The 18948-nt window shown below is 62.7% G+C and carries 20 protein-coding genes and 1 pseudogene; 11 read left to right on the top strand and 10 right to left on the bottom strand.

Going from position 1 to position 18948, the window contains the following annotated elements:
- Window positions 1–73: 73 nt before the first annotated feature.
- The 3 genes from DLM46_RS17960 to DLM46_RS17950 all read left to right on the top strand — a co-directional run bounded on the left by DLM46_RS17960 (window position 74) and on the right by DLM46_RS17950 (window position 3701).
- A complete protein-coding gene (locus DLM46_RS17960; protein ID WP_425274002.1) occupies window positions 74–1477 on the top strand; it encodes a hypothetical protein in 1404 nt (467 codons plus the stop codon).
- Window positions 1478–1558: 81 nt separating this feature from the next.
- Window positions 1559–3064, top strand: a complete 1506-nt coding sequence (locus DLM46_RS17955; RefSeq protein WP_115102203.1) for a sigma-54 dependent transcriptional regulator — start codon at window positions 1559–1561, stop codon at window positions 3062–3064.
- A gap of 136 nt (window positions 3065–3200) precedes the next feature.
- Window positions 3201–3701, top strand: coding sequence for a dihydrofolate reductase (locus DLM46_RS17950; RefSeq protein ID WP_115102202.1), 501 nt, complete (start codon window positions 3201–3203; stop codon window positions 3699–3701).
- 124 nt (window positions 3702–3825) lie between these two features.
- Here DLM46_RS17950 and pmbA read toward each other — a convergent pair whose 3' ends face one another.
- Window positions 3826–5196 (bottom strand): metalloprotease PmbA, encoded by a 1371-nt coding sequence (gene pmbA, locus DLM46_RS17945; protein ID WP_115102201.1) that lies wholly within the window; start codon window positions 5194–5196, stop codon window positions 3826–3828.
- A gap of 257 nt (window positions 5197–5453) precedes the next feature.
- Here pmbA and yjgA point away from each other — a divergent pair, with 257 nt between their 5' ends.
- Window positions 5454–6065, top strand: coding sequence for a ribosome biogenesis factor YjgA (yjgA, locus tag DLM46_RS17940; RefSeq protein WP_115102546.1), 612 nt, complete (start codon window positions 5454–5456; stop codon window positions 6063–6065).
- Complete coding sequence (mog, locus tag DLM46_RS17935) at window positions 6046–6711, top strand: molybdopterin adenylyltransferase (protein WP_115102200.1); 666 nt, start codon at window positions 6046–6048, stop codon at window positions 6709–6711. The genes yjgA and mog overlap by 20 nt, the downstream gene beginning before the upstream one ends.
- A gap of 10 nt (window positions 6712–6721) precedes the next feature.
- Here the strand turns inward: mog and orn are convergent, their stop codons facing one another.
- Window positions 6722–7351 carry an oligoribonuclease gene (gene orn, locus DLM46_RS17930; RefSeq protein WP_115102199.1) on the bottom strand — a complete coding sequence of 210 codons (630 nt, stop codon included), beginning with the start codon at window positions 7349–7351 and terminating at the stop codon, window positions 6722–6724.
- 157 nt (window positions 7352–7508) lie between these two features.
- Between orn and DLM46_RS17925 the strand changes: the two genes are divergently transcribed.
- The 3 genes from DLM46_RS17925 to DLM46_RS17915 are packed head-to-tail and all read left to right on the top strand — an operon-like array spanning window position 7509 to window position 10068.
- Entirely contained in the window at window positions 7509–8768 is a 1260-nt protein-coding gene (locus DLM46_RS17925) for a M48 family metallopeptidase (RefSeq protein ID WP_115102198.1), read from the top strand.
- On the top strand, window positions 8765–9715 hold the full coding sequence (gene rsgA, locus DLM46_RS17920; protein WP_115102197.1) for a ribosome small subunit-dependent GTPase A: 951 nt from the start codon (window positions 8765–8767) through the stop codon (window positions 9713–9715). The genes DLM46_RS17925 and rsgA overlap by 4 nt, the downstream gene beginning before the upstream one ends.
- A 32-nt stretch (window positions 9716–9747) precedes the next feature.
- Complete coding sequence (locus DLM46_RS17915) at window positions 9748–10068, top strand: putative signal transducing protein (protein WP_115102195.1); 321 nt, start codon at window positions 9748–9750, stop codon at window positions 10066–10068.
- An 81-nt stretch (window positions 10069–10149) separates the two neighbouring features.
- Here the strand turns inward: DLM46_RS17915 and DLM46_RS17910 are convergent, their stop codons facing one another.
- The 7 genes from DLM46_RS17910 to rpsP form a co-directional block, all read right to left on the bottom strand.
- Window positions 10150–11088 (bottom strand): CobD/CbiB family protein, encoded by a 939-nt coding sequence (locus tag DLM46_RS17910; RefSeq protein ID WP_115102193.1) that lies wholly within the window; start codon window positions 11086–11088, stop codon window positions 10150–10152.
- 150 nt (window positions 11089–11238) lie between these two features.
- A complete protein-coding gene (locus DLM46_RS17905) occupies window positions 11239–11964 on the bottom strand; it encodes a CoA pyrophosphatase (RefSeq protein WP_115102190.1) in 726 nt (241 codons plus the stop codon).
- Window positions 11965–12057: 93 nt separating this feature from the next.
- The gene (gene rplS, locus DLM46_RS17900; protein ID WP_115102188.1) at window positions 12058–12444 is read right to left on the bottom strand and encodes a 50S ribosomal protein L19; all 387 of its coding nucleotides are present in this window, start codon (window positions 12442–12444) and stop codon (window positions 12058–12060) included.
- 153 nt (window positions 12445–12597) lie between these two features.
- The gene (gene trmD / locus DLM46_RS17895) at window positions 12598–13365 is read right to left on the bottom strand and encodes a tRNA (guanosine(37)-N1)-methyltransferase TrmD (RefSeq protein WP_115102186.1); all 768 of its coding nucleotides are present in this window, start codon (window positions 13363–13365) and stop codon (window positions 12598–12600) included.
- A gap of 24 nt (window positions 13366–13389) precedes the next feature.
- Window positions 13390–14151 (bottom strand): ribosome maturation factor RimM, encoded by a 762-nt coding sequence (gene rimM, locus DLM46_RS17890; protein WP_115102183.1) that lies wholly within the window; start codon window positions 14149–14151, stop codon window positions 13390–13392.
- Window positions 14144–14269: a hypothetical protein gene (locus tag DLM46_RS40950; RefSeq protein WP_279635204.1), complete on the bottom strand. Its 126-nt coding sequence runs from the start codon at window positions 14267–14269 to the stop codon at window positions 14144–14146. Before DLM46_RS40950 ends, rimM begins: the two co-directional genes overlap by 8 nt.
- Window positions 14270–14280: 11 nt before the next feature.
- Entirely contained in the window at window positions 14281–14535 is a 255-nt protein-coding gene (gene rpsP / locus DLM46_RS17885) for a 30S ribosomal protein S16 (RefSeq protein WP_006050280.1), read from the bottom strand.
- A gap of 313 nt (window positions 14536–14848) precedes the next feature.
- Between rpsP and DLM46_RS17880 the strand changes: the two genes are divergently transcribed.
- Window positions 14849–15949: a PQQ-dependent sugar dehydrogenase gene (locus tag DLM46_RS17880; protein WP_115102543.1), complete on the top strand. Its 1101-nt coding sequence runs from the start codon at window positions 14849–14851 to the stop codon at window positions 15947–15949.
- A 182-nt stretch (window positions 15950–16131) separates the two neighbouring features.
- Window positions 16132–16599, top strand: coding sequence for an NINE protein (locus DLM46_RS17875; protein ID WP_115102181.1), 468 nt, complete (start codon window positions 16132–16134; stop codon window positions 16597–16599).
- 26 nt (window positions 16600–16625) lie between these two features.
- Here DLM46_RS17875 and DLM46_RS17870 read toward each other — a convergent pair.
- Window positions 16626–17492: pseudogene (locus DLM46_RS17870) on the bottom strand (PA0069 family radical SAM protein); the annotation flags it as partial.
- A gap of 99 nt (window positions 17493–17591) precedes the next feature.
- Between DLM46_RS17870 and DLM46_RS17865 the strand changes: the two are divergent.
- Window positions 17592–18665 (top strand): PA0069 family radical SAM protein, encoded by a 1074-nt coding sequence (locus DLM46_RS17865; RefSeq protein WP_115102178.1) that lies wholly within the window; start codon window positions 17592–17594, stop codon window positions 18663–18665.
- Window positions 18666–18948 lie beyond the last annotated feature (283 nt).

Genomic DNA, 18948 nt, shown 5'->3' with positions numbered 1-18948 from the left:
AGACAGGCGGCGCGCTGCCGCAATACCGGGGGAACACAAAATGACCAACAGTACATCGACAAAGGTGCCGCGCATGGCACTCGCGGCCATTCCTGCCGCGGCCATGCTGTTTGCGCTTTCGCAAGGAGCCGGCGCTCAAGCGCTTGCTGAACAGTCGGTTGAAGAACGTCTGAACACGCTGATGCGCGTGATCGACGAGCAGCAGCGGCAGATTCACTCACTCGAGCGCCAGGTCACCAATCTGGAAATGGCGCAACGCGGCCGCGGCGCGCCAGGCTATGGCGCGCCCGCGGGCAGCGAAGCCGTGGCCGAGCAACCCGGCGCGGACGGCCTGCCGATGCCGCTGCCGCCGCTCGCCCAGGTCAATCCGGGCGCTCCCGCGACCGGCGGCAACACCGGCACGGCGACCGGCGTGCCGGTCTATCCGCCGGTTCCCGAGGGAAATACGGCAGGCGGCTTGCCGCCCGCCACCGACGGCAGCGGCGCGGTCGGCCAGACCCAGAAAGCCGCCGAGCCGGTGCGCACGCAGGCGGAACAAGCAGTCGTGCAGCGCGAACATGCGCCGCTCTTCGATCACAAGCTGACGATGGACTGGGGCATCAGCGACACCTATTACGATCGCCGCCAGTTGCAGTTGTCGGGCTTCCTGGCTCTCGATGCGATTTTCCTCGGCAACATCAATCTGGGCGAGACCAAGTCGCACCAGGTGATGGCCGATCTCGACACGCGCTATGGCCTGACCGAGCGCATCAGCATCGACGTCGACGTGCCGTACATCTACCGGCACAGCAACTTCATCGTCGGAGGTGCAGGCGGCGCGGCGAACACGCTGTCGGACGCGTCGGTGAACGGCAGCAATATCGGCGACGTCAACTTCGGGATCTACTACCAGTTCCTGAAAGAGACCAACGGCCTGCCGGACGTCGTGGGCAGCTTGCGCGTCAAGGCGCCGACCGGCACCTCGCCGTTCGGCCAGAAGCTGGTGCAGCTCGACAGCAACAACACCAATCTCGTGGCGCCGAGCAGGCTGCCCACCGGCACCGGTTTCTGGAACATCACGGCCGGCGTGTCGCTGTTGAAGACCTATGACCCGGTGGTGCTGTTCGGCAGTCTTTCGTACACGTACAACGTCGCACGTTCGTTCGCGGATATCTCGTCGGTACAGGGGCAAACCCAGCCGGCGACGGTCAAGCTCGGCGACATCGTGCAGTTCGGCGGCGGCGTGGCGCTGGCCTTCTCCGACAAGGACTCGGCCAGCATCTCCTACACGATGGCGCTGGAACCCGAGTCGAAGACCCGTGCACCGGGCGGCTCATATGAAAAAGTGCCGGGCAGCGAGACCACCGCCTCGGCGCTGAATTTTGGCTTGAACCACGTCGTGAACAAACACCTGACCATCAACGGCTCGGTGTCGGTCGGCTTGACGCCCGATGCGCCGAACTTCGTGGTGGGCCTGCGGTTTCCCTATACCTTCTGACGTGCCAACGAATCGAGGTCGAACGTGCGTGAATCACCTCATCTGACTAGTGTGGCTCCGGGTGCGGGAGCGGGAGCGCATATGACGCTTGCGCTGCCGAAGGAGATGCCGGTGGGCCGTCCCATCGAAGCCGTGACGAACCGTGCCGCTGTGACAACTGTGGCGCCGGTTACCGCGGCTGCCGGCGCGGCAGGCGCCCGCGCGCAAGCGGAACGCCCGCTGCTGTACGTCTCGCGCACGCCGGACGATACCCTCATCGCGCATCTGCAAAGCCGCGGCTGGCACGTCGCGGTGGCGCGCTCGGCGCACGACCTCGGAAGGCTCGTGAAGACGGACGTGGCGTGCGCCGGCATTGTCGATCTGGCGAGCTTTTCACTGCGCGACCTGGGTGGGCTCGAAGCGAGTTTGCGCCAGCAGCAGATCGGCTGGATCGCACTCGCCACGAGTGAACGCATCACCGATCCGGAGGTACGGCGGCTGGTGCGCCACTATTGCTTCGACTATGTGAAAGTACCGGTGGCGAACGCGACGATCGACTATCTGGTGGGCCACGCGTTCGGCATGGTGACCTTGTGCGAACCGGAACTCGCCCCGCCCGTCGACGAGTCCGGCGACGACGAAATGGTCGGCACCTGCGAAGCGATGCAGCAGCTCTTTCGCACCATCCGCAAGGTGGCGAACACCGACGCGAGCGTATTCATCTCCGGCGAATCGGGCACCGGCAAGGAACTCACCGCGCTGGCGATCCACGAACGCTCGCCGCGCCGCAAGGCGCCGTTCGTCGCGATCAACTGCGGCGCGATTCCGCACCACCTGCTGCAGTCCGAACTATTCGGCTACGAGCGCGGCGCGTTCACCGGCGCCAGCCAGCGCAAGATCGGCCGGGTCGAAGCGGCCGACGGCGGTACGCTGCTGCTCGACGAAATCGGCGATCTGCCGCTCGAAAGCCAGGCGAGCCTGTTGCGCTTCCTGCAGGAAGGCAAGATCGAGCGGCTCGGCGGCCGCGAGTCGATTCCGGTCGACGTGCGGATCATTTCGGCCACGCACGTCGATCTGGAAGGCGCGATGCGCGAAGGGCATTTCCGCGCCGACCTGTTTCACCGCCTTTGCGTGCTGCGCGTCGACGAACCGCCGTTGCGCGCACGCGGCAAAGACATCGAAATCCTCGCGCATCACGTTCTGCACAAGTTCAAGATCGACAGTGCGCGCAAGATTCGCGGCTTCACGCCGTCGGCCATCGAGGCCATGTACAACTACAACTGGCCGGGCAACGTGCGCGAGCTGATCAACCGCGTGCGCCGCGCGATCGTGATGGCGGAGAACAAGCTGATTTCCGCCGACGACCTCGATCTCGCCCAGTTCACCGAGCAGCAGACCATGAGCCTCGCGCAAGCGCGCGAGGCCGCCGAAAAGCGCGCGATCGAAGCGGCGCTCTTGCGCCATCGTCATCGGCTGAACGAGGCGGCGGCGGATCTGAATATTTCGCGCGTCACGCTGTACCGCCTGATGGGCCACCACGGCTTGCGCGAAATGGGCGCGGTCGACGACAAACCGCCCTTCGGCGCCGACGATCCCGTCCAGGAGTGACGCCACGCTGGCCAAGGCTTGCCTGCCCCCGGTGCGGCGTCGCGGCGCGGCGTCACGGCTCGCCGCCTGGCGGCAACGGCGGAGCCGGCTCGCGCGTCAGGTAGAATCAGTCCGGTTACGTTCCCCTTTCCATTCGATGACGACGCTCACCCTGATCGTCGCTCGCGCCAATAACGGCGTGATCGGCCGCGACAACCAGTTGCCCTGGCGACTTCCCGAAGACCTTGCGTTCTTCAAGCGCACCACGATGGGCGCGCCCATCATCATGGGCCGCAAGACGCATGAATCGATCGGCCGGCCGCTGCCGGGACGCCGCAACATTGTCGTGACGCGCGACGCCGCGCGGCGTTTTCAGGGCTGCGATACCGCGACCACCCTGGAAGAAGCGCTCGAGCTGGCCGCGCAGGACCAGGCGCCGGAAGCGTTCCTGATCGGCGGCGCGCAGCTGTATGCAGAGGGCTTGCGTCAGGCGGACAAGCTGATCGTCACCGAGATTTCGGCGGACTTCGAAGGCGACGCCACGTTCCCGAAACTCGATGAAAACGAATGGGAAGAGGTCGCGCACGAAACGCATCGCGCGCATGCACCGAACGATTTCGATTACGCGTTCGTGACGTACCGGCGTAGGGACGTTTGAGATTGTTGTTCAGCGCGCGAAGCTCAGTCCTCGATCCTCTACACGCACACATGAAAAAACGCCACGCAATGACTGCGTGGCGTTTTTGTTTGTAGCGTAGCGCCGAGGCGCGATTAAAAACCGCTTATTGCCCCGCGATCGTCATCCGTTCGATCAGCACCGAGCCGGTCTGCTTGGTGCCGCGCGTGATCGTATCCGCGCCGATCGCGACGATATGGCGGAACATCTCCTGCAGCGTGCTCGCCACCGTGATTTCCTCGACCGGATACTGGATCTTGCCGTTCTCGACCCAGAAGCCCGACGCGCCGCGCGAATAGTCGCCTGTCACGTAGTTCACGCCCTGCCCCATCAGCTCGGTCAGCAGCAGGCCCGTACCGAGCTTACGCAGCATTTCCTCGAAGTCGTCTTCAGGACGCGTGTCCGAGCTGCGCAGCGACAGGTTGTGTGAGCCGCCGGCGTTACCGGTGGTCTGCATGCCGAGCTTGCGCGCCGAGTAAGTGGACAGGAAATAACCTTCCACCACGCCGTCTTTCACGACCGAGCGCTGTTTGGTGCGCACGCCTTCTTCGTCGAACGGCGCGCTGCCCATCGCGCGGGCGACGTGCGGGTCTTCGACCACCTGCACGTGCGGCGCGAACACCGGCTTGCCGAGGCTGTCGACGAGGAACGAGGTCTTGCGGTACAACGCGCCGCCGCTGGTCGCCTGCACGAACGCGCCGAGAATGCCGGCGGCGAGCGGCGCTTCGAACAGCACCGGGACCTTGCGGGTGTCGAGGCCGCGCGCGCCGATACGCGCCAGCGCGCGTTGCGCCGCATAACGGCCGACCGCTTCCGGATCGGCGAGTTCGTCGGCGCTGCGGGTCGACGTGTACCAGTCGTCGCGCTGCATGTTGCGGCCGCTGCCGGCGATCGGCGCGCACGCGATGTAGTGGCGCGAATACGGGTAGCCGGCGAGGAAGCCGCGCGAAGTGGCCAGCACGAACTGCGAGTGCTGCGCCGAGACGCTCGCGCCTTCCGAGTTCTTGATCTGCGGATCGGTGGCAAACGCCGCGTCTTCCGCGCGGCGGGCGATGCCCACCGCTTCGTCAGCCGTGAGGTTCCACGGGTGGTACAGGTCGAGATCGCGCGGCGCGGTTTCGAGCAGCTCGGCTTCGGCGAGGCCCGCGCAGTCGTCTTCAGCGGTAAAGCGGGCGATGTTGTACGCCGCCGCGACCGTGTCCTTCAAGGCCTGCGACGAAAAGTCCGAGGTGCTCGCGTTGCCGCGCTTGTTGCCGATGAACACCGTCACGCCGACCATCTTGTCGCGGTTGTGCTCGATCGTCTCGACTTCGCCGCGCCGCACGGAGACGGACAGGCCGTCGCCTTCCGAAATCTCGGTTGCCGCATCGGTGCCGCCGAGCGACTTCGCGTGACGAAGGATGTCCGAGGCGATTTCCTTCAGTTCATCCTGGGTATGCGGAAAAAAGCGCTGCTTGACGTCCATGTCTGCTGCCATTGTCGTTGCCGTCCTGTTGGGGCCGAGCGGCCCTGGGTGTTCGCAAATGCATAGCATGTGCGTGCTCATTTGCATGGTTACGCATCCCGCGATCATAGCAAGGTACGCGGCGCCGTACCTGGCATTCGCCGAGCTCGTTTATCGACCTCATTCGCCTGACTTGAGCGCGCTTCCCTTCGCCTCGGCTTCGCGGGGCGCGCAGCCTTGTGCATGGCGGCGCGGCGGGTTCGGCGGGCGCGGCACGCTACAATATCGGTATGACACGCAAAACCCGCATTCAACCGATCGAAGCCGCCGAGCCGGAAGTCGACGAAAACGGCTACGACCGTCCCAGCAAGTCCCAGCTCAAGCGCGACATGCACGCGCTGCAGGAGCTGGGCGCGGCGCTGATCGCGCTGCCGAAAGACGCGCTCAAGCGCATGCCGATGCCCGAAAAGCTCGATGACGCCGTGCGAGAAGCGCGCCGCATCACCGACCACGAAGGCAAGCGCCGCCAGGTGCAGTACGTGGGCCGCGTGATGCGCTCGCTGCTGGACGAGGAGACCGCCGCGCTGCGCACCGCGCTCGACACCTACAACGGCGTCAACAAGGCGGAAACGGCCAAGCTGCACTGGATCGAGCGCACCCGCGAGAAACTGCTCGCCGACGACGCCGCATTGACCGAATTCATCCGCCTGCACCCGAACGCCGACCCGCAGCAGGGCCGCACGCTGATCCGCAACGCCCGCAAGGAAGCGCAGCAGAGCAAGCCGCCGCGCTACTTCCGCGAGCTGTTCCAGTGGATCAAGAACGCCGACGGTCCGTCGGCCGACACCGATTCCGGTGCCGAAGACGCCCTGGAAGACGACGATGACGACCGCGACGCCTAATCTGCCACATAAGCCGACTCATCAGCCGACACGTCAGCATCCCGACGAAATCGTGATCGGCCTCGTGTCGATCAGCGACCGCGCCTCGACCGGCGTGTACGAAGACCAGGGCATTCCGGCCTTGCAGGAATGGCTGGGCGCAGCGCTGACCTCGCCGTGGCAGGTCGTCACGCGCCTGATTCAGGACGACGCGCCGACTATCTCCGCGACGCTGATCGAACTGGTCGATGAAGTGGGCTGCGATCTGGTGCTGACCACCGGCGGCACCGGCCCGTCTCGCCGCGACGTCACGCCCGAAGCGACCCTGGCGGTGGGAACGAAGGAAATGCCGGGATTCGGCGAGCAGATGCGGCAGATCAGCCTGAATTTCGTGCCGACCGCGATTCTGTCGCGCCAGGTGGCGGTGATCCGCGAAACGCCTTCGCGCGCGGCGCTGATCGTCAACTTGCCGGGTCAGCCGAAGTCGATCAAGGAAACGCTGGAAGGTTTGCGCGACGCCGGCAGCGGCGCGGTCAAGGTGCCGGGCATTTTCGCCGCGGTGCCTTATTGCATCGACCTGATCGGCGGGCCGTATGTGGAAACCAACGCCGACGTGGTGAAGGCGTTCCGGCCGAAGAACGCGGTGCGCGCGCCCCGGCCGGCTTAGCCACGCTCGTTTATCCCGCGGCCGGCGCGTGCGCGTCCGCGGCCGGCGCTTCCGGCGCGGCCGGAATCAGGAAGTGCTCGCGGTAATACTTCAGTTCATCGATCGATTCATGGATGTCGGCCAACGCGGTGTGCATCGCGCGCTTCTGGAAGCCTTTGTAGATGGCCGGCTGCCAGCGGCGGCACAGTTCCTTCAGCGTGCTGACGTCGAGATTGCGGTAGTGGAAGAAACGCTCGAGGTCCGGCATCCAGCGCGCCATGAAACGGCGATCCTGACAGATCGAGTTGCCGCACATCGGCGATTTGCCCGGCGGCACATACGCGCTCAGGAAATCGATAATCTGCGCCGTAGCATCAGCCTCGCTGACCGTCGAAGCCTTCACGCGGTCGATCAGGCCCGAGCGGCCATGCGTGTTCTGGTTCCATTGATCCATCCCGGCGAGCGTCTCGTCGCTCTGGTGAATCGCCAGCACCGGGCCTTCGACCATCCTGTCGAGCGTCGAATTCGTCACCACCACCGCGATTTCGATGATGCGGTCGGTGTCGGGTTCGAGCCCGGTCATTTCCATGTCCAGCCAGATGAGGTTCATGTCGCTGCGGACCAGCGGCGGCTGTTCGGTGGAGGCGAGGATGTCAGTCATGAAAGCAACCTTGGTGGCCGGGGCAAAAGGCGCGTTGAGAGCGCTGGCGCCGCGGCGAATGTTCGTTTGAGATTGGTTTGAGCCGGTTTGGGCTTATCCCCCGCCTACCGGCGGGAAGAAACATATAATTCTCGCATAGATACCACGGAATCCCCGGATGCCTACCCTGTACTTCACCGTTCTGTTCGTCGTTGCCGTCGTGGCGATGGTCGGCACCAAATTGTGGCTCGCGTCGCGGCAGATTCGCTTCGTCGCCGGCCATCGCGAGCAGGTGCCGAGCCAGTTCGCCCGCACCATCGCCCTGACCGCGCACCAGCGCGCTGCCGATTACACCGTCGAGCGCACCCGGCTCACCATGATCGAGATCGTCGTGAGCGCCGCCGTGCTGATCGGCCTGACGCTGCTCGGCGGCGTGCAGGCGCTCGATCTGGCGTTCTCCGACTGGCTCGGCCGCGGCTACCTCGGCCAGATCGCGCTGGTCGCCGCGGTAATCGCGATCACCAGCGCGATCGACCTGCCGTTCGACTACTACCGGCAGTTCGTGATCGAGCAACGCTTCGGCTTCAACCGGATGAGCAAGGGCATTTTCTTTCTGGATCGTCTGAAGGGCGTGCTGCTTGGCGCGGCTTTCGGCCTGCCGCTGCTGTTCGTCGTGCTGTGGCTGATGACCCAGGCTGGAAGCCTCTGGTGGCTGTGGACGTGGGTCGTCTGGGTCGCGTTCCAGATGCTCGTGCTGGTGCTGTACCCGACCTTTATCGCGCCGCTTTTCAACAAGTTCGAGCCGCTCAAGGACGAAGCGCTGAAAAGCCGCATCGAAGCGCTGATGCAGCGCTGCGGTTTCGCCGCCAAGGGCCTGTTCGTGATGGACGGCAGCCGTCGTTCGGCGCATGGCAACGCGTATTTCACCGGCTTCGGCGCGGCCAAGCGGATCGTATTCTTCGACACGCTGCTCGCCCGCCTGTCGGGCAAAGAGATCGAGGCGGTGCTCGCGCACGAACTCGGGCACTTCAAGCGCCGTCATGTGATCAAGCGGATGCTGGTCACTTTCGCGCTCAGCCTGGTGATGCTCGCCCTGCTCGGCTGGCTCAAGGAAAGCGTGTGGTTCTACGAGGGGCTCGGCGTGCGGCCGTCGCTGATCGGCGGCAATAGCGGCCTCGCGCTGGTGCTGTTCTTCCTCGCGTTGCCGGTGTTCATATTCTTCGTCACGCCGCTCGGCAGCCTGAGCTCGCGCAAGCATGAATTCGAGGCCGACGCGTTCGCCGCGACGCAAACCGATGCGCAGGACCTCGTCAACGCGCTCGTCAAGCTGTACGAGGACAACGCGTCGACGCTCACGCCGGATCCGCTCTACACCGCGTTCTACTACTCGCATCCACCGGCGTCGCAGCGGATCGACCGTCTGCTGCGGCACGCATGAGCGGCCGCGCTCAGAAAGCGGTGCGCGCGCCGTCCAGCACGCGCGTAGCCGGCCTCGTGGTCGCCGCACACGGCCGCCACTACCTGGTCGCGCCCGAAGACGGCGGCCCGATGCTGCAATGCTTCCCGCGCGGCAAGCGCAGCGAGGTGGCCGTCGGCGATCGCGTGATTTACGAGCCGACCTCGGCGGATCAAGGCGTGATCGTCGAGATCGGCGAACGGCGCAATCTGCTGTATCGCTCGGATCAGTACAAGTCGAAGCTCTTTGCCGCCAATCTCGATCAGTTGCTGATCGTACTCGCGACCGAACCGCATTTCAGCGAAGACCTGCTCGGCCGCGCACTGGTAGCCGCCGAAGCGAACGAGCTGAAGCCATTGATCGTACTGAACAAGATCGACGTCGTCGCGCAGCTGGAAGGCGCACGGGCACGGCTCGAACCTTATCGGGCACTGGGTTATACGGTCGTCGAAACATCGATCAAGAGGCAGCCGGAAGACGCACGCGCCGCTTTGGTCGAGCATCTGCACGGTCACTCGACGCTGCTGCTCGGCCAGTCCGGCATGGGCAAATCGACGCTGGTGAATCTGCTGATTCCGGATGCCGAAGTCGCCACGCGCGAAATCTCGACCGCGTTGAACAGCGGACGCCATACCACGACTTTCACGCGGCTCTACCCGCTGCCGGACAGTCCAGATGGCGATGGCGGCGCGCTGATCGACTCGCCGGGCTTCCAGGAATTTGGCCTGCATCACTTGACCGAAGGCCGGCTCGAACGCGCATTTCCCGAGTTTCGGCCGCTGCTGCCGAACTGCCGCTTCTACAACTGCCACCACTTGCACGAACCGGGTTGCGCGATTCTCGAAGCGGTCGCCGATGACCGCATCCGGCGCGAACGGCATGTGCTGTACGCGCAACTCGTGCACGAAGCCAGCCAGATCGTGCGCTGACGCGCGCTGCGCCTCGTCTCCCTGGACCTACGATGAAACTGATGCGCGCGCCGAACCTGATCATCGGGCAGCATTGGGTCAATGTGCTGGCTGCGGCGGGCATCGCGTGCGAGTTGCACAACCGCTATCTGAACGGCGCGCTCGGCGACATTCCGGCGGACCAGTGCGCGCCGGAGCTGTGGCTGGTCGATGAACGCGACGAGGCGATCGCGCGGCGCTTGATCGAGGCGGCTTCCCATGGACCGGCGGAGGGCTCGCCTGGGTGGCGCTGCCGCCAGTGCGGCGAGATGCTCGAAGCGCAGTTCACCGTGTGCTGGCAGTGCGGGACGGAGCGCGATCCGCTGGATGGGTGAAGCAGTCACGGCGTAGGCAAAAAAAGAGACCGGGTTTTTGCCCGGCCTCGTTTATACGGCAGCGCTAGTGTTGGCTTGCGCTCAGGCGAGCCACACCGCGATCGTCAGCATCAACAACAAGATCATCCACAGCACCACCGCGCGCCACACCAGACCGACCGCCGATTGCAGCGTACGCGGCGTGCAATCGTCGCCGACCTGCATCGGGCCGCCGTCGCCGGTGGCGAGCGCGTCCAGACTCGACGGCTCGGCGAGCGGGCCGCTCAGACGCGCGCCCAGCGCCCCGCTGCCCGCGGCCAGCAACACGCCGTCGTTCGCGTCCGGCCACTGGCGTGCATGGTTGCGCCACGCGTAAATCGCGTCTTCGAAATTACCGACAATCGCAAAGCCGAGCGAAGTCAGCCGCGCGGGCACCCAGTCGATCACGAAGAACGCCCGCTGCGCAAAACTCGAAAACGCCACCGTACGATCGTCGACCGGCCGCGCCCACGTGCGCGCCAGATATTCGGCAATCCGATACAGCACCGCGCCCGCCGGCCCAACTGGAATCAGGAACCAGAAGAACACGCCGAACACATGCCGATGCGACGCGACCACGGCATGGATCAGCGTATGACGCACGATCTCGCTGACCGGCATGTCGACCGTATCGAGGCCGGTCCATTCGTTGAGAATTTCACGCGCGCGCGGCACGTCGTCGTTGTTCAACGCGAGGTGGATATCGGTAAAGTAATGGCTGAACTGCCGGAAGCCGAGCGTGAAGTAAAGGACCGCGACGTTCCACAGGAACGCCAGCGCAAAGTGAATGTGGTATAGCACGTAGTAGACGAGCGCGACGGCCAGCGTCCACGGCACCACCACCACCAGCCACGCGAGCAAGCCATGCTTGGGCTTGCCGGCATCGAACCCGTGCGCCGCCGACTCCGCATGGTATTGAAGCAACGCCGACACCGGATTGTTCGGCGATAGCGCGCGCACCTGTTCAATGATCAGAGCCAGCAATACGGAGAAAAAAGTCATGCGATGCGCCGTGCTTTTCGAGTTTTTACGATTGTTTTATAACGATAGCACAGGGTCGGATGCGACTGAGCGCAGACGTTGACAAACAGCCGACAACTGCACAGCTCAGGCGGCGGCTCATGTATGGCTCAGGTATGGCTCAAATGTGGATCAAGCCGAGAGGAAGCGATAGAAGTTGCGCAGCATCGCGGCTGTCGCGCCCCAGATGAAATGATGGCCGCCTGTCTGATGGTCGCGATCCTCGCGACTGTTGTGCTCCGCCGACGCCGCACGCGGGTAAGGCATCGCGAAAAAGCGGCGCTCGCCGCCCTCCCAACGGAACACGCGCACTTCGTGATGTGCGGGGTTCATCAGAAAACCGAGCGGTACTTCGAAGACTTCAGCCACTTCAAGCGCATCGGCTTTCAAAGTGAACGGCGGATGCACCAAGCCGATCACAGGTGTCACGCGAAAGCCCGTGCCGGTGAGATAGTCCGGCAACGCACCAAGAATCTCGACGCGCGCAGGGTCGAGACCGACCTCTTCCTGTGCTTCGCGCAGCGCGGTGGCGGTCGCGTCGGCATCGAATGGTTCGTGGCGGCCTCCGGGAAAGCTCACCTGGCCGGCGTGGTCGTTCAGATGATCGGCGCGCTGCGTCAGCAACACAGTCAAGCCGTTATCGCGGACCACCAACGGCACCAATACCGCGGCGACTCGCGGATCGGCATGGATATCGCGCCAGGGCGCTTCGACAATCGGCTCGGGCGTCCAACTCAGACGCTGCTCGAATCGCGCGCGCAAGCCATCGGGCGTCAGACGCCCGGCAGCAACCGGTGGCAGATCGGCGCCTATCGCTTCGACAGGCAGAGTTTCGGGCTCAAAGACGGGACGGGTCAACGGGTCTCTCGGAACGAGCGGATAGGGGACATGCCTCTATTTTGACCTGGCAAACAAAAAAGCACCCGCGAGGGGTGCTTTTCCTTACAGCATTTACGCTTGGGAAGCAGCGCGGTCTTTCGAGACCAGCTTTTCCTTGATCCGGGCCGACTTGCCCGAACGGTCGCGCAGGTAGTACAGCTTCGCACGACGCACATCGCCGCGACGCTTCACGACGATGCTTGCCAGCAGCGGCGAGTACGTCTGGAACGTACGCTCGACGCCTTCGCCCGACGAGATCTTGCGGACGATGAACGACGAATTCAGACCACGGTTACGCTTGGCGATCACGACGCCTTCGTAAGCCTGAACACGCTTACGCGTACCTTCAACCACATTCACGCTGACGATCACCGTGTCGCCGGGGGCGAATTCGGGGATGGTCTTGTCGCCGAGGGCGCGCGCGATTTCTTCCTGCTCGAGTTTTGCAATCAGATTCATCACTGACTCCTAAGTCCATCTTGTCGGCGTTCGTACCTGCCTCGCGCTGAGTTTGTATTGCGCTCGGCTACGGCCCCGATAGAGGATGGGTTCACATCTGGCGCCGTACACGCATGTGCGGCGCCGCCTATGTCCGCTCGAAAGATCAAGGCTTTACGCCTTCGACGCTTCCTTCGCGAGACTCGCAAGCCATGCCTCGTCGGCACGGCTCAACATCTTGTTCTTTCTGGCCTTCACGATCAGATCGGGCCGCTTGTGCAACGTATTGCGCAATGCTTCGCGCCGGCGCCACGCTTCGATTTCCGCATGATGGCCACCAAGCAGCACATCGGGCACACGCACACCGTTGTATTCCTCCGGACGCGTGTAATGCGGACAATCCAGCAGCACGTCGACAAAGCTGTCCTGCACCGCCGACTGCGAGTCGTTCAGCACGCCGGGCAACTGGCGCACGACGGCATCCATCAACGCCATGGCAGGCAACTCGCCGCCTGACAGCACGAAGTCGCCAAGACTGACTTCTTCGTCGACGACCCGGTCGAGCAAACGCTGGTCGATCGCTTCATAGCGCCCGCACAACAGAATCAGTCCGGGCTCGGCAGCAAACCGCATGACGCGTTCGTGATTCAACGTGGCGCCTTGCGGCGACATCATCACGACGCGCGGCGCACCGATACCCTGCTCCACTTGCGCGGCTTTCGCCGCGCTGATCGCGTCTTCCAGCGGCTTGGCCAGCATCACCATGCCGGGGCCGCCTCCATATGGGCGATCGTCGATCGTGCGGTAGTTGTCGGTGGTGAAATCGCGCGGATTCCACGTACGCAACCCGTAGCGCTCCTGCTTCGCCGCACGGCTGGTAATCCCCCAGTCGGTCAGCGCACGAAACATTTCAGGAAAGAGCGTCACGACATCGAACTGCATCGCTCTCTCCGTTCAGCGAATTGTTTAGTAGTCGGCTTCCCAGTCGACGATGATTTGCTTCGCCGCCTGATCCACCGTTTTGACAAAGACGCCGACGAACGGGATCAAACGCTCGCCGGTGACCGGCTTGCCGCTCTTGTCGGTAGCCGGATATTCGATACGCAACACCGAGTGCGCACCGTTGTCGATCATGTCTGCAACCTTGCCGAGAGCGACCCCGGCAACGTTCACCACATCCAGGCCGAGCAGGTCGACCCAGTAGAATTCGTCGGCCGCGAGGGCCGGAAATTCGCTGCGGCTGATATAGACGCGGGAGCCGCGCAGTGCCAGCGCCACATCGCGGTCAGTGACGCCGCCCAGATGGGCCACCACACTGTCGCTATGCGTTTTCGCCTGCAACGACGGCGCCGACTTGCGCTCATGGCCTTTCATCAGCCACCAGCGCTTCGCGCTCAGCAACGCGTCACCGCCCTGCCCGGCATCCGCATGAGCGGCTACCTTGACCCAGCCTTTGAGGCCGTAAGCGTCGACGATCGCGCCGACCTCGACCGCGTCGGCCGGCCAGCTTTCCGCCGTTTCCGCGCGCATTGCTGCTGCCCTGGAACCGACGTTTGCTACAGTGGCTTTCGCCTTGCCTTCGGTTCGCTCGACCGGCTTGCGGACGAATGCACCGAACGGCGCCTGATCAGACGTCTTGGCGCGCGGATCTGCCGGGGTTGCCGGGGTTGCCGGGGTTGCCGGGGTTGCCTTTACGCGACCTGAACTGCTGGAATCACGCTCAGACATAGGAGAACCTCGCTGCCGACTTCGACGCCTGCTTCAGCACTAATTGCGACACCAATCGCGCATCGGACTGCTCACGCAAGCTGCGCGAGCCGCCGGCCGAACCGACGACGATACGCATGCTAGCTACCATTAAGCAGCCGGCTGCGCCTTTTGCGCTTCTTTCACGAGACGCTCGACGGTCGGCGACAGTTGTGCGCCAACGCCTTGCCAGTACGTGAGGCGGTCTTGAGCGATACGCAGCGACTCACCCTTCGTAGCGACCGGGTTGTAGAAGCCAACGCGCTCGATGAAGCGGCCGTCACGACGGTTACGCGAATCGGTTGCGACGATGTTGTAGAACGGGCGCTTCTTGGAGCCGCCACGAGCCAAGCGGATGATGACCATACTAGAATCCTTGAAAACCGGGGTTCGGAACGACTGAAACACGCGATTATAGCGGGAAACCGACGCCATAACAAACACTTACGGGGATAAACTGAACGACGAGGTTGCGCCGGCCATACAGACGGGCGCGCCAGCCAACGTGGAAACACCCGAATTGCCTGACGGAATGCCCGTGAAACTCCTGCTGCCGCCTGCGTTTTTGTTCGCTTCGTTTGCGCTTTGCGCCCTCTTTTCCCTTTTTTCCCTGGCAACGCCTTTTGCCCTGGCAGCCTCCTTGGCAACCTCGCTCACCAGCTCCACACGCGCCGCGCGCATGCGAGCCCTACGCACCGCGGCAGCGTTGTGGTTTGCCGCTGCCGCCCTGCCGGCGCTAGCCGCATTGCCGGTCGAACGCATCAAACTGCCGCCCGGCTTCCAGATCGAGGTGTTGTCGGACACGGTGCCGAGCGCGCGGGCGATGGCGTTTTCGCCGAAAGGCATTCTCTATATAGGCAGCCTCGACGGCCACGTCTACGCGCTCGAATTGCAGAACGGGCGCGTAATGGCTCGCCATGTAATCGCCTCCGGGCTACAGGCGCCGGCGGGCGTTGCGTGGCGCGACGGTGCGCTGTATGTCTCGGCGGTGTCGAAAATTCTACGCTTCGACGCGATCGACGCCCACCTGGACGATCCGCCGAAGCCGGTCGTCGTGACCGACAAACTGCCCACGGAGACCCATCACGGCTGGAAATTCATCGCTTTCGGGCCTGACGGCAAACTGTATGTGCCGCAAGGCGCGCCGTGCAACGTCTGCCTGAAAGACCGCGACCGCTTCGCGATGATCGGACGTATGGACCCGGACGGCAGTCACTATGAGGTGGTGGCGCGCGGGGTACGCAACACGGTCGGCTTCGCGTGGCACCCGATTACGCACGAGCTCTGGTTCACCGACAACGGTCGCGACATGATGGGCGACGATGTGCCGGACGACAAACTCAACCGCGCGCCACGCGCCGGCATGGATTTCGGCTTTCCGTTCTGCCATGGCGGCGACACGCCCGACCCCGAATTCGACAAGGACCATTCGTGCAGCTCGTTTACGCCGCCGGTGGTCAAACTCGGCGCCCACGTCGCTTCGCTCGGCATGCGGTTTTACACCGGCCCAATGTTTCCGGCCGCTTATCGCGACAATATTTTCATCGCCGAACACGGCTCGTGGAACCGTAGCAAGAAAGTCGGCTACAGGGTCGTGCGGGTGATCACCAGCCCCGACGGCAGCCATGCCCGTCAGGAAGTATTTGCCGAAGGCTGGCTTCAACCCGGCGAAGCGGTATGGGGCCGCCCCGCCGACGTGCTGCCGATGCCTGACGGGGCACTGCTGATCAGCGACGATTACGCGGGCGCGGTTTATCGCGTGACGTATGCATCGCCCTGACATCCCTACCGAAAACACAAGCGCCGCAGCAGACACAAAGCGGCCCACACAAATAACCCGCTCTGTTGAGCTGGCCGCACGCCCCGTGACCGCCGACACACCACGGGCGTAGAATGCGCGTCGGTCCGCGTCCACCGGCTCGCCGCTCGCTTCGACCGCCTTGCCACTCTGCTCTCGCCTACATGTCCACCCTTGCTTCGACTTCCCCGCGCTTCAGATCCAAGACGATTACCGCCGCGCTTGCGTTCTTCTTCGGCAGCCTCGGCGCGCATCGCTTCTATCTCTATGGACTGCGCGACATTTACGGCTGGGCACACCTGATCGGCACGCTCATAGGGATTCCCGGCGCAATGCTGGTGGCGGCAAGCGAGCGGACCTCGATGCTCGGCTGGGCGCTCGCGTTTCCCGGCGCGGTCTCGCTGCTTGCAGCGTTTCTCGCCGCAATCGTCTACGGTCTGCGTCCTGACGAAAAATGGGACGCGCAGTTCAACGCGCAAACCCAGCGCAAGAGCCGCTCGGGCTGGGCGGTCATTTTCGTCGTGATCTTTTCGCTGCTGATTGGCGCGTTCCTGCTGATGACGGGTCTTGCACTCTCGTTTCAGACCTACTTCGAAAGCCAGGTGCAAGCAGCCAAAGCGCTGTCGCAATAACGTGCCACCATCGTGCCGCAATTGCGCTAAAAAAGATCGAGTTGCGGATCGTCGCGAAGAGGCGAGGCCGGGCGCGGCGACTCGATACGACGAAAGTGCGACATATCCAGAATTCCGCGATCGCGTTCGTTTAGCCCAAGACGGCGTACTGCCTTGTGGAACCGCTGCTTGAGCAGATCCGCCCACAGGCCCTCGCCCTTCATACGATTCGCGAACGACGAGTCGTAGTCCTTTCCGCCCCGCATATCGCGCACACGGCTCATCACCCGGTCAGCACGATCGGGGAAGTGGGCGGCGAGCCAATCCTTGAATAGCGGCGCGACTTCCCACGGCAAACGCAGCACGATATAGCTCGCGTTGCTTGCGCCAGCCTCCGCACAGGCTTCCAGCACGCGCTCCATGTCCGGTTCGGTGACGAACGGAATCACCGGGGCGATGCTGACGCCCACCGGAATCCCCGCCTCGCTCAACGTACGGATGGTGCGCAACCGACGCAACGGCGTGGCCGCTCGCGGTTCGAGCGTGCGGGCCATGTCCGCATCCAGCGTGGTAATCGTAATGGCCGCCATGAATTGCCCGCGTGCAGCCATCGGCGCAAGCAGGTCCAGATCGCGCTCGATCAGCGATGATTTGGTGATCGCCGCGAACGGCTGGCCGCGCTCGCTGAGTACCTCGATGACGCGCCTCGTGAGACGCAAGTCGCGCTCGGCTGGCTGCCATGCGTCGGTATTGACGCCCAGCGCGATCGGTTCCGGCACATAGGACTTCTTCGACAGTTCGCGTGCGAGCAATTCCGGCGCATTGACCTTCGCGTAGATGCGGCTTTCGAAGTCGAGCCCGGGCGACAGGCCCAAATAACTATGCGTAGGCCGCGCGAAGCAATAAATACAGCCAGAGCTTATACGTCAACGACCTTGTTCACTCATTCATCAGCCACAAAGAAGCAGCTGCTATATACTGTGTTTTTATACAGTGTTGGCTAGAGGCTTGTGATGACGACTGCACCGCGTAAAGGCCGAGGGAGCGCATCAAACTCGACAGCACGCTTTGAATCTTTGCAACGAGAAAGCTTCTTCGATGATTGGCCGCAGGGTGCTTCGGAGGAAGACGCTCCACCGTTGAAAACAATTATTTTCATCGAAAAAGCAAAATCAATAGTTTCAACAAATGACTCTCCTGACGTCCCCTTCGACCAGTCTGTTAACGTATACAGGGGGTGTGAACACGGATGCGTGTATTGCTTTGCTCGGCCAACCCACGCCTACCTAAACCTTTCACCAGGGCTAGATTTCGAAACGAAACTCTTCGCAAAGAAGAACGCAGCTGAATTGCTCCGGCAAGCGCTTTCGAAAGCGTCGTACACGCCAAAAGTAATAGCGCTCGGAACAAATACAGACCCCTATCAGCCGATTGAGCGTCGATTGTCGCTGACCGCATCAGTGCTGGAGGTGTTAGAAGAATTCAACCATCCCGTCGCCATCACCACTAAATCAGCGCTGGTGACTCGCGACTTAGCACTGCTAGCTCGGATGGCAGAGAAGAATTTGGCCCGCGTATACATATCGGTCACGTCTCTCGACAAGGAAATCGCCAGAACCTTAGAACCGCGAGCGAGCACCCCAACCAAGCGCCTTGATGCAATCAAGCTCCTGAGTGACGCAGGCGTGCCCACCAGTGTCTTGGTTGCCCCCATAATCCCATCGCTGACCGACCAAGACATTGAGAAAATTCTCTACGCCGCAAGTGAAGCTGGAGCGAAATATGCAGCTTACGTTTTGTTGAGACTTCCTCTCGAAGTGGCGGGGTTGTTCCGAGAGTGGCTCGCAACACACCACCCGCTGAAGGAAAACCATGTGATGAGTCTCGTTCGCCAGATGAGAGCTGGTAGAGACTATGACTCAGATTTTCGGACCCGTATGAAAGGTACGGGCATATTTGCGGACCTTATACAACAACGCTTCGAAAAGGCGTGCGCAAAGGCAAGGCTAAACAACGAAAGGGTTCCCTTGAGAACTGACTTGTTTCGCCGCCCCCCAAAGTTCTCTCCGCAACTCGACCTGTTTTGAATTTGCGTCGATGGACCAAGTCACCGGACCGTGGTAACTAATCGATTCATAGACCGGGGCGAATAAGTCATCACAAAGGACCTCAAGAATCATCGGCCTCGCGACCAGTCAAAACTTCAGCGAGTACTGACTTTCTTCGACTCGGTCCGCAATTACAGCCACCTTGCGCATCACGCGGATGCGAACGGGCAGCCTGAGGACTATATGGCTTCGTTACTATAGTGTCACTCTAAATTCGTTGAAAATATGAATATAATATACATCAGCATCGTATTTTTTGAAC

Origin of the sequence: Paraburkholderia lacunae (assembly GCF_003353175.1) — a bacterium.
Classification (GTDB): domain Bacteria; phylum Pseudomonadota; class Gammaproteobacteria; order Burkholderiales; family Burkholderiaceae; genus Paraburkholderia; species Paraburkholderia lacunae.
This window is presented reverse-complemented; position numbering and strand designations above follow the sequence as displayed.